Origin of the sequence: Acidiplasma aeolicum (assembly GCF_001402945.1) — an archaeon.
Classification (GTDB): Archaea; Thermoplasmatota; Thermoplasmata; order Thermoplasmatales; family Thermoplasmataceae; genus Acidiplasma; species Acidiplasma aeolicum.
The window spans coordinates 1-10,869 of the sequence record NZ_LKBG01000247.1; the positions used below are offsets into that span (position 1 = coordinate 1).

10 protein-coding genes are annotated in these 10,869 nt (G+C 31.4%); 4 read left to right on the forward strand and 6 right to left on the reverse strand.

Features of this window, described 5'->3' with window-relative positions; translation table 11 throughout:
• Positions 1–13 precede the first annotated feature (13 nt).
• The 3 genes from AOG54_RS06945 to AOG54_RS06955 all read right to left on the reverse strand — a co-directional run bounded on the left by AOG54_RS06945 (position 14) and on the right by AOG54_RS06955 (position 2,130).
• Positions 14–190, reverse strand: a complete 177-nt coding sequence (locus tag AOG54_RS06945; RefSeq protein ID WP_048101106.1) for a DUF1059 domain-containing protein — start codon at positions 188–190, stop codon at positions 14–16.
• Positions 191–252: 62 nt separating this feature from the next.
• Positions 253–855 carry a helix-turn-helix domain-containing protein gene (locus AOG54_RS06950; protein WP_162200877.1) on the reverse strand — a complete coding sequence of 201 codons (603 nt, stop codon included), beginning with the start codon at positions 853–855 and terminating at the stop codon, positions 253–255.
• Positions 856–921: 66 nt separating this feature from the next.
• On the reverse strand, positions 922–2,130 hold the full coding sequence (locus tag AOG54_RS06955; protein WP_055032555.1) for an MFS transporter: 1,209 nt from the start codon (positions 2,128–2,130) through the stop codon (positions 922–924).
• Positions 2,131–2,180: 50 nt separating this feature from the next.
• On the opposite strand from AOG54_RS06955, the gene AOG54_RS06960 reads away from it, so the two are divergent.
• Positions 2,181–2,756 carry a winged helix-turn-helix domain-containing protein gene (locus tag AOG54_RS06960; protein WP_054964567.1) on the forward strand — a complete coding sequence of 192 codons (576 nt, stop codon included), beginning with the start codon at positions 2,181–2,183 and terminating at the stop codon, positions 2,754–2,756.
• Positions 2,757–2,766: 10 nt separating this feature from the next.
• Here AOG54_RS06960 and AOG54_RS06965 read toward each other — a convergent pair whose 3' ends face one another.
• Positions 2,767–4,515: a molybdopterin molybdotransferase MoeA gene (locus AOG54_RS06965; RefSeq protein WP_055032556.1), complete on the reverse strand. Its 1,749-nt coding sequence runs from the start codon at positions 4,513–4,515 to the stop codon at positions 2,767–2,769.
• A 128-nt stretch (positions 4,516–4,643) separates the two neighbouring features.
• Here AOG54_RS06965 and lysA point away from each other — a divergent pair, with 128 nt between their 5' ends.
• From lysA to AOG54_RS06980, 3 genes are read left to right on the forward strand one after another with little or no spacing between them, the layout of a single operon-like run.
• A complete protein-coding gene (lysA, locus tag AOG54_RS06970) occupies positions 4,644–5,891 on the forward strand; it encodes a diaminopimelate decarboxylase (RefSeq protein ID WP_055032557.1) in 1,248 nt (415 codons plus the stop codon).
• A 44-nt stretch (positions 5,892–5,935) separates the two neighbouring features.
• Positions 5,936–7,723, forward strand: coding sequence for an APC family permease (locus AOG54_RS06975; protein ID WP_048101111.1), 1,788 nt, complete (start codon positions 5,936–5,938; stop codon positions 7,721–7,723).
• A gap of 41 nt (positions 7,724–7,764) precedes the next feature.
• Entirely contained in the window at positions 7,765–8,109 is a 345-nt protein-coding gene (locus tag AOG54_RS06980) for a Rieske (2Fe-2S) protein (protein WP_052656676.1), read from the forward strand.
• Positions 8,110–8,119: 10 nt separating this feature from the next.
• On the opposite strand, the gene AOG54_RS06985 is transcribed toward AOG54_RS06980, so the two are convergent.
• Both AOG54_RS06985 and AOG54_RS06990 read right to left on the reverse strand, forming a co-directional pair.
• Positions 8,120–8,479, reverse strand: coding sequence for a hypothetical protein (locus AOG54_RS06985; RefSeq protein ID WP_052656678.1), 360 nt, complete (start codon positions 8,477–8,479; stop codon positions 8,120–8,122).
• A 453-nt stretch (positions 8,480–8,932) separates the two neighbouring features.
• Positions 8,933–10,429, reverse strand: a complete 1,497-nt coding sequence (locus AOG54_RS06990; RefSeq protein WP_084795523.1) for a sugar porter family MFS transporter — start codon at positions 10,427–10,429, stop codon at positions 8,933–8,935.
• Positions 10,430–10,869 lie beyond the last annotated feature (440 nt).

Consider the following 10,869-nt stretch of genomic DNA (forward strand, 5'->3'; position numbering starts at 1 on the left):
CTTTTTAAAATTTTTAATATTCTTTTATTGCAGATTTGACCTTGTTGAAAAGTTCTGGGGTTATTTCATTTATTCCATGTGCATTTTTAGCATGTGCCTGTATTACAGGTATTAATTCCTCTATGGAATCTGCCTTTACGTCAAATCCGCAATCCATTCCTATATCCTTGCATTTAAATTCGTATCCCATTTATATCAATTAATTTATTATTTTATTATATTAAAAGCGTGCATATCATATGTGATACTAAATTACAAATTATTGAAGATATATTCCTCAATAATTTTTCTCATCCCCCTTCTTAATGTGGACTGCACTGATTTTTTGCTTACCCCCAATTCCTGGGCTATACCATTAAGGTCTATCTTTCTGTTAAAATCAAAATATCCCTTTGAATATGCGGTGTATAATATCTCCTTTTGCCGTAATGTTAATTCACCAGGCAAATGTTTGTCAGTAATATAATAGTTATATTTTATTCCAGTTACATTCTCCAAAAGTTTTTTTAATGCATTCTTATTTTTTAATAATATTTTATACTGCACCTTCTGATTTTCAAAAATTCTTACGGATATTATTATTGCACCAGAAACTGCAGATGACCTGCAGATTTCGCAGCTTCGCGTTTCCATCCATGTTTTATCCTTTTGATTTTTATAAACAGTTATGTTATCGTCCCTAAGTTTTTCCATATTTTTGGAATACTGGTCAATGCCCATTAGGTGGTTTGTACAGTCTATTCCCGGATTTATCTGAAATATTCTTGCATTTAAATTAACAGTTGAAAGTTTTTTTAAAACACCACATGATGGTTTTTCAGCCGTTAATATGATCTCTATTAAGTCCTCTGCCATTAACCATATTATAAAAAACATGTTAATAAATTATGGTTTTGCATTTATTATTTTGTTAAATATTTTTTAATTCCTGAACAATTCCGGATAAATGATTTTCATACCATCCATTCTATCCTTAAAACCGTTGAATATTCTGTTAACCATGAACGAGGATGCCATCATTATTAAACCTGTTATTATTATAATATAGGGAAAGAAAATAAATTCGGATAAAATACCAAAAATAACGGCCATTACCGGTGATGAACCGCCGGAAAATACAGTTGTTATGGAATTAAATTTTCCTGTTATGCTATTTGGAACACTGTTTATTATTAATGTTTCAATATAGACGTTTAAAAATGCTATTATAATACCAAGAAATACTGCCAAAACAGAGTCAAGTATTGCTATTCTGTTTAATGCAATAAAAATAAATATTGCCCCTATGCCAAAAACAAATAATTTAAGCAAACCGGATTTTTCAGTAAATTTTTTCATTGCAATTATTCCACCAATAAGCATTCCCATGGGAAAGCCGGCTATGAAAAAAGTATAATATATGGGAGGTGCCCTCAATATTATATATATTAGTGCTGAGGAAAATACATCAAGTGAAACAAATAGTCCATTTAAAAGCATTGTAAATAATAGAAATGGAATAATACTTTTAATGATCTTAAAGGTGTAATTAAAACCATTACTTATGGAAATATTACTGTATATTTTTGCAGGGTGATTCCCCAAAATCATGATTACAGCCACAACTGAAATAACAATGAGGAATAAATAAAAATAGCGCCTTTCTAAAAATATGAAAAAACCACCGGACAGTGTTCCGGCAAGTGTAAACAGCCCTGAGGATGTTTGATCAAGAGATTGCGCCTTTACCATGCTATTTTCTGGAATTATCTCCTTTGTGATACCGCGAAAATCATCGGATATTACCCACATTAAGAGTGATGAAAGGAAATCCACAGCGTATATAAAAAATAATGATTTATTGATTAAAAGCAATAAATAAACAAAGACCATTAAAATGTTGGTTATTATAAAAATTTTTTTTCTGTCATATTTATCAATTATGTGTCCCTCTGGAAGTGATATTATAATATATCCAAGAAAGGAGAAGGCAGGTATAAGGCTAACAAGAAAAATAGATTTATATTCATCAACTATTTCCCACATGAAATATATATAATAGGCTATATTTGAATATCTTGAAATATTTCTTGAAATTAGGTATTTTATGTAATTTTTATAATTAATTTGATAAAAATCATTTTGTAACATATAAATTATCCTTATACGTAAATTTATATCTTATATATAAATTTATGTTTATGTACAATAAACTATTAAATACATTCAGGAGCGAAATTAAAACAAAAATTATCACGCTGCTTATTAAATATCAAAAAATGACAGTAACACAAATGGCCAGATACATTAATACAACAAGGTCAAATTTATATCAGAATATTTCAGAAATGCTAAAGGAAAATCTTGTTCTGCCACCGGAGGTAATTGTAAAAAAAAATTATGTTGAAAAATATTACAGATTAAACACAGAGGCTTTTAATGTATCACAAAAAATTATGGTGGAAGAACTTTTAAGGCTAGGAAATAAAGAAATTAAGGATATGCTAAAGTCATTTTTTATGGCCCAGGCGCTTTTATTAAATGTGCTTGCCGTGGAAATAGATTCCTATACTGATGAAGATATAACAAATATTAAAAATAATTTTGACAGTATACTAACAACCTTTGGGTCCCTTTCAAATGAAAATGCCAAAATCCTGGCAGAAAAAATAACAGAAATACTTGGAGAACTGCCTGATGGAGATGAGCAAAATATTTTTCTTTTTCTGATATTTCCATTTGCCAGCACAAATCTGGGTAAATATATTTTAAAATGAAATAAAAAATTTAATTTTTATCCTTAATTGAATTAAAAAAATCAAAAAGAATTTTATAATAGTTGCCTGTCTTATTTATATATACATTAAACCTTATCCTGCCCAGCGGTTCAAATGGTATTTTGTACATCTCAGAGTAATCTGAGTATGAAATTCCGGCATCGCATCTCTTATTAAAAACATAGTCCGGTATCATCCCTGGCCTATCCAGTAATATAATATTTGAGCCCTCAATGTAATCATGGCATATATTAAACAATCCAGAGTCCTTATAAAGCACAGCCAGATATTTATAATCCTTTTTATTAAAATAAAGACCGTAATTCTTTAAAAATGTAATTTTATCATAATTTTCATTATAAAGGTCCTCATTATAATTTGAAATATACACATCCGCCTCATTATTCAGCATTGATTCCCTTATATCATTGTATGTAAATTCAGCAAAGATTGAATTTATTTTTAAGTCATATGGCATAAATTCCATATCTGGAAGATACTGCCCTGCAATAAGTATTTCAGGTATGTGCGGGTCAAATAAATTTACATTTATCCCATCTCCCTTCTGCAATGTGCCGGTAACCGAATTATGTGTGGAAAAACCATTTGCCCTCATTATTCTTGATATTGACCCTGAATTGCCCCTGACCTGGTATGCAAAATATGAGCCCTTATGTCTCACCAGTTTTAAAAGTAATATATCTGTATTTCCCCTATGAAGATCAAATGGTTCTCCTGCAATGGCATTAACGCTATAATTTTTAAAATTATAATTAACCATTGAAAATATGTTTGGCAGCACCATTGTATAAAGAAGCATTATGGACGAGACGGGAAATCCCGGCAGACCAAAAATATCCCTTTCACCTGCCTTGGCAAATAAAACCGGTTTTCCTGGCTTTACCCTAACGCCATGAAATAAAATTCCGGGCTTGTATTCACCTATAATTTTATAAACATAGTCCATTTCACCTGCAGATGTGCTTCCAATGGTAATGGTTACATCATTTTCTGTAACTGATGCATTAATTACCTTTTTAAGTTCTTCATATGAATCCCTGACAATATCATAAATTTTAACGTTAAATGAATTATATTTTTTTAATGCCTGATAAATTGCAAGTGAATTGGATTCAAAAATTTTCCCCTCAACATAATTTTCTCCAGGTCTAATAAGTTCATCTCCAGTTGGTATTATCCCTATGTTTATTTTTCGGAACACCTTTATAACATTCTGGCCTGTTGCAGCTATTACAGAAATATCCCGTTCATCAAGCATCTTAAATTTTTCTGCAAGCCTCTCACCCCTCATAACATCCAGTCCCGCATTAGAAATCTCATTAAATTTATCCACGGGTGCATTAAAAGTTACCATATTACCATTTATTGCTGCATCCTCAAAGGGAACCATGGCATCAGCGCCCACTGGTATTGCCGCTCCGGTTGGGACCTTCATGCATTTACCATTTCCGGGATGATTTACAGGCGGGTTGCCGATATATGTTTGACCTGCAAGCTCAAGTGTTACTGGGTGCTCCCGGTCTGCATTCTGTAGGTCAGATGTTATTACTGCATAACCATCAACCTGTGACCTTGAAAATAATGGTAGATTATTTACACTGTATATGTCATCATGGCATATCCTTCCAAAGGCATCATATACAGATACGTACTCAAAATCATTTATTTTTCTTATATTATTTTTGATTATTTCATATGCATCGTCAAAGGCCTTAATATTATCAAACATGTATGTCATAAAAATCACCAGTTTTAATGTATAATTTTATCATAAATTATATTTGCTATTAAATGTATCAGAAAAAATGATATTAAAAACATAATTATATGCAAAAAAATAATTAAAGAGATAAAATACTGGTTATAATGCTTTATTCAGATTTTAGTTTGGAAAAAAACTGCACAGAGTTTTCCGGTATTAATATTTATAATGCTGTTAATGATTTTGGAACACCGTTAATACTTTATTCAGAAAAAAGAATAAGAGAAAATGTTAAAAGAATAATAAATGCTTTTATGCCATATAATATTTCAATACATTTTGCCATGAAGGCTAATTATAATCCATACATTTTAAATTTGTTAAAAAGCCTTGGCTGTGGCATCGATGCAGCAAATCAAAATGAGGCCATGCTTGCATTAAAACTGGGATTTAATAATAATGATGTTGTGTCAACCCCAAATAATCTTGATAGGGAAGGTCTGGCCTTTTTAATAAATAATGGCATTAAAATAAATTATGACCATCTTGGCCAGTATAAACTGGTGCAGGATTTAAATCCGGAATTTGTCTCATTTAGAATCAATCCAGGGATTGGGATGGGAGAATTTAAGGAGATAACAACCGCCGGTGAAAATGTAAAATTTGGCATATCATACGATGAGGCATTAAAATCATATAAATATGCCCGGGATCACGGGGCAAAAAGATTTGGCATACATATGATGACCGGTTCCAACGTTCTCTCAGCCAAATTTTTTAAGGAATCCAGTAGACTTTTTTTTAATATTGCAGCGAATATTTCAAAAAAACTTGATATTTCATTTGATTATCTTGACCTTGGCGGTGGTTTTGGTGTGCCATACCGTGATAATGATCCAGATTTTGATATAAAAGCAACTGCTGGATATATTTTGGAAAATTTTGAGAATTTTAATGGTATATTTAATAATTCAGACCTTATTATAGAGCCCGGCCGCTATATAATTGCGGATTCCGCTGTATTAATTTCAAGAATAACATCAATAAAAAATTATGGGCATACAATAATAGGCACTGATGCAAGCATGAACACACTTATAAGAATACCCTTATATGGTGCATACCATAAAATATACATTGCCGGAAAATGCGGCGATGGCAAATTAATCAGTGCAGATATTGTTGGGCAGGCATGTGAAAACACTGATTATATTGCAAGGAACATAAAAATTCCCAGTGTAAATGACGGTGATATTGTTATAATTTCCAATGCAGGTGCATATATAATGTCCATGGCATCCAACTATAATCTTCTGGCCAGACCTGCCGAGGCCATTATTTTAGATGGAAATTTAAGGCTTATTAAAAAAAGAGAGTCGGTTGATGATATGCTAAAAACTTTTTATCCATAGCACGCTTCAAAAAAAATATAAATATCATGGAGAGTTAACCAATAATGAATTCTAATATGAAAAATGCACCCAAATTACGAAAATCGCTATCATCCGTTGATATATTTTTAATAAGTTTCACTGGCATGGTTGGATCAGGCTGGTTGCTTGGAGTACTTGCCGGCCCAGCATATGCAGGTCCTGCATCCATAATAACATGGGTTGTTGCAGGACTCTTTTTTATTGTCCTTGCCCTGGTATTCAGTGAGCTTGGTACAATGTTTCCATATACCGGCTCGCTTGTAAGATTCAATGAATTTTCCCATGGCCCTGTAAGCAATTTTTACCTTGGCTGGGCCTATACAATTGGAGCCATAGCCACGCCTCCTGTTGAGGCCGCCGCACTAACAAGTTTTATCAGCAGTTATGTTCCGGATCTTTATAATTCATCTATTTCCCTGTTAACCCCGCTTGGTGTTATTTTTGCACTGGCGTTACTTGGCATATTTATATTAATACAGTATATAGGTGTAAATGTTTTTGGTAAATCCAATGCTGTAATGACATGGTTTAAAATGGCAGCTATTATATTAACAATAATAATGATTGCGGCATTTATATTCCACCCAAAAAACTTCTTTAATATGCCACATGGATTTTTGCCATATGGCAGTTCATCCATATTTGCTGCAATGGTTCCTGCAGGCGTAATATTTTCATATGAGGGTTTCAGGCAGGGTCTTGATTACGCTGGGGAAACAAAGAATCCTAGGAAATCCGTGCCAATTGGCATGATTTCCGCAATGCTTGCCGCAATGGCCACATATATATTACTTCAGATTGTTTTTATTGCATCCATAAACTGGTCAGCCGCAGGAGTACCACCTGGTGACTGGAGCCAGCTGCTGACATCAACATGGTCTGCAAATCCATTCTATTATGCATTTAATTCAACAGGTGTTTATTTCCTTGTTGGATTCTCAATATTCCTAATTATAGTGGCAGTAATATCATCTGCGTCCACACTTGGAGTTTATGTTGGTTCATCCGCAAGGTCATTATACGGTATGAATAAAATTGATTATTTTCCAAATATCTTCGGAAGATTGCATCCAAAATTTAGAACACCTTGGGTATCATTACTTATAACATTTATTATCGGTGCATTATTTTTGCTGCCGTTCCCAAGCTGGTATGCACTTGTTGGAATAAATTCTTCATTTACGGTTTATGCCTATCTTGCTGCAGGCATAACAAACACATCCCTAAGAAAGACTGCACCAGAGATACACAGAGAATTCAAAACACCTTTCCTGGGCATTATGGCACCAATAGGATTTGTCATAGCCTCACTCCTTGTTTATTTTTCAGGATGGAGCATAGTAAGCTTGCTGCTTTTAATAGTTAGCGGGGGATTACCATTATTCCTTTTAAGCCCATATGGTAGACGGACATTCAGTGTATCACTTAAAACTGCAATTGTTTACTCTATTATATACTGGATAATTTTTATCTTCATAGGAGTCATTTATGCGCTTTCACTGTTACCATTCTATATGTACTTTTCAATTTATGCAATTGTTACAATATTAACACCACTTAGTCTCTACATAATTTCAGGTAAAACTGCACATCGCGCATTAAAAGCATCAATATGGGTTGTATCATATAATATAATACTTGGGATAATGTCATACTATGGTTCACTTGGCATAAATTATATAATATATCCTTATGACTATATAATATTTGCAATATTAAGCCTTGCCATATATTTTGTTGCAACAAATACAGGATATCATACCCAAAAACTAAAGGACTACCAGGCTGCTAATGGTGCAACCGATGAATAAATATTATAAAAAATTTTATAAATATAAATTTATTTATAGTTATGATTAAAATGGCATGGACTGAAGTTGCAGATGAAAGTGAATTGAAGGCTGGGGAATCAAAGGCATTTGAGGTAAATGGAAAGAAAATATTAATATCAAATGTGGATGGAAATATTTATTCAATAGATTCAATATGCACGCACATGGGCGGTGACCTTTCTAAAGGTAAAAAAGAAAATGGCATTGTCATATGCCCAAAGCATCATGCACAGTTTGATTTAAAAACCGGTAAGGTTGTAAAAAATGTCGGGGGGTTTGTGAGAACCATGACAAGAAAGGAAGCCTCTGACCTTAAATCTTATAACGTTAAAATAGAGGATGGGAAAATAAAGATAGACTTATAACACATAAATTTTAATTATTTAACTTTAGTGAATCATTAAGCAGTATCAATATAATACCGGTAATTAAACCTGAAAATATCATCCCAGTAATGGCGAAAATTGTTGAATTCAATTTTTTGGCCCTTTGTATATCATAACATCTTATGCATTTATATATTCTATAAATATGTATTATTTCAAGTGCAGTTATTAACGTCATAATCAGCATTATAATTATAAATACATGTCCCATGGAAGACATAAATATGGTTTTAAATAGTGTACCCACAAATATGCCATAAAGCATCAGGATAAGCACAACTAAAAATAGTGATGAATAGATCAATGCGGCCTCAGATTCAAGCCGTGCCATATTATCTTCATCTGCCATAACTAAAATAATGCAAAACACATATATTATTTTTCATCTAAAAGACTTATTTATTTCAAAATTGGTAACTTTAATGAAAATAGTCGATTTTTGTGAATCCAATATTAAATAAAATTATTAATGGCATCAAAATATTTTTAAACCTTTTTATATAAATAAAACATTTAATTTCTATTTAATAATTTCTTTAAACAATATATATCTGATAAAAATCGTTAGATAAATATTTGCAGTTAAAAATATAATGAATGAAATTAAGCTATTTTTATTAAATATCTTACATTGTTTTTAATCTTCTAAATATTTAGGTATTAAATATATCCACTTAACTTTTATATTTTTAAATATTTAAGTGTTGATATCCATTAATATAATTTTAGTGTTGTTTACAATATTATATATAAAATATTATATTTACAATAAGATAAAAATTTAAAGACATATAACTCTTTTTTATTCTTCCACCTCCATGCTTTCATTATCTTTAAGTTCCTCGCCGTGTTTATTGTAACTTCTAATTTTTCCCAGATTTATTAATGTATTATTTTCAAATATTTCTACTATTTTTTCAACTGTTATATTTTTAGTTTCTGGCATAGTGAAATAAAATATTGTATAGGCAATAATAGATATTATTCCAAAGACTATAACGGAATACCCCAGATGTAAAACTGAGTCCATATATGGAAAAATTTCATCAACTGTAAAACTGGTCATCCATTCCACAAAAACAGCCAGCGCTGCAAATTTGACCCTCTTATGTGTTGGGAAATATTCTCCCTGTATTAAAAACGCTATTCCACCACCGCCTATGCCAAAAAATATGAGATAAAATGCAAGCCCCATTAATAGACCTATTGGATAATTTTCTATGTATAATATTCCACCAACTATATCAGATACAGCCATACCTGCAAATCCTAATAATGCTAAAAATCTTCTTCCAGCAATATCTATAAATTTAAAACCAAGAAATGTTGAGGCAACCATAACTGCACTCAGTATCGCAGTTGCTCCTATAGCATAGGCATTTGCTATAGCTTTATTGCTTACTGAGGGGAATATGTGAAGGCTTGAAATTATGTAAGGGCCATAAATTAATGGTATATTCACACCATTGGCTATAATAAATAATCCCATCAATGCACTAACAAAAAAGGCTCTCTTGACGCCTTTTGTTTCCTTATTTCTATTTTTCGTTAAACTATACAGGTAATTATATGCCTCGTTTAAATCCGAATCTGTTGCCTGTATCCCAAATTTTAAAAGATCTTTCTTTACCTTTTCATATTTTTTCTTTAATATTAGCCATCTTGGTGATTCCGGTATTTTAAATCTGAAAATTAAGGCTATTAATGCCGGAATTATAGCAAGGCTGAGTATAATTCTCCAATCCACATTATAAGCTAATTTTGGTAGGTATAGAAACATGAGCATTGCAACAATAAACGATGCAAAAATTCCTATAACTATCATATATTGTTGCATGATTCCAAGCTTACCACGATGTTTTCTGGGAGCAAATTCAGCTATATATGCAGTTGCAACTGCAGAATCGGCACCGATAGCAATACCGATGAATGTTCTTGCAACCATAAGCATTATAACGTTTATTGTTAGTGCTGATAGAAGAGCACCAACTATATAAATTACTATATCAGTTAATAGCAGAAATTTTCTACCAAGTTTATCTGTAATGAAGGATGCTATTAATGCTCCAAATGCGGCACATAATAATGCCCCAGAGGCAATATAACCAACAACGAAAGGAGATGCATGAATATAATATGGAATAAATATTAGAACAGAACCTATATCAGATTGATCATACCCATATAAAAACCCTCCTATAGTGGCCATTAAAACAAGTGTCCAATAAAACTTGTTCAGATGGCTAGGTTTATTTAATTGCTCAATTACCGGATTTATCTCACCATTGTGTGCTTGCATAATGTTTAAATATACATAAGTATATAAAATATAAAATTTACATGTAAATATTTACTTAAGTTATTAGCAAATAATTTTATTAGTATAAAATCATTTCATAATATTTATTAAAAATTAATAAATTATTCTGCTGTAATTTCTAGAATCCTCTCCCAGCATTATAATGTGAATATATTATTTTATTTTACATTAATAAATTTTAAGAGAAATGATATGAAAGAAAAATTTGGAAAACAACATTTTATCCATATATTCTTAAAATCTGAATTTTATTAACTATAATTTTTTGCTCCTGGATTACCTGAGGGTCTTTGTTATCACTCTTATAATAATATTTATGCTTTTAATACAGTATTTTTTAATAGAATTTAAATATGGTTTTGTTACCAGGAGTAATTGTTTAAATGGTATAATATCCATTAATAAACTTATTTATTTTT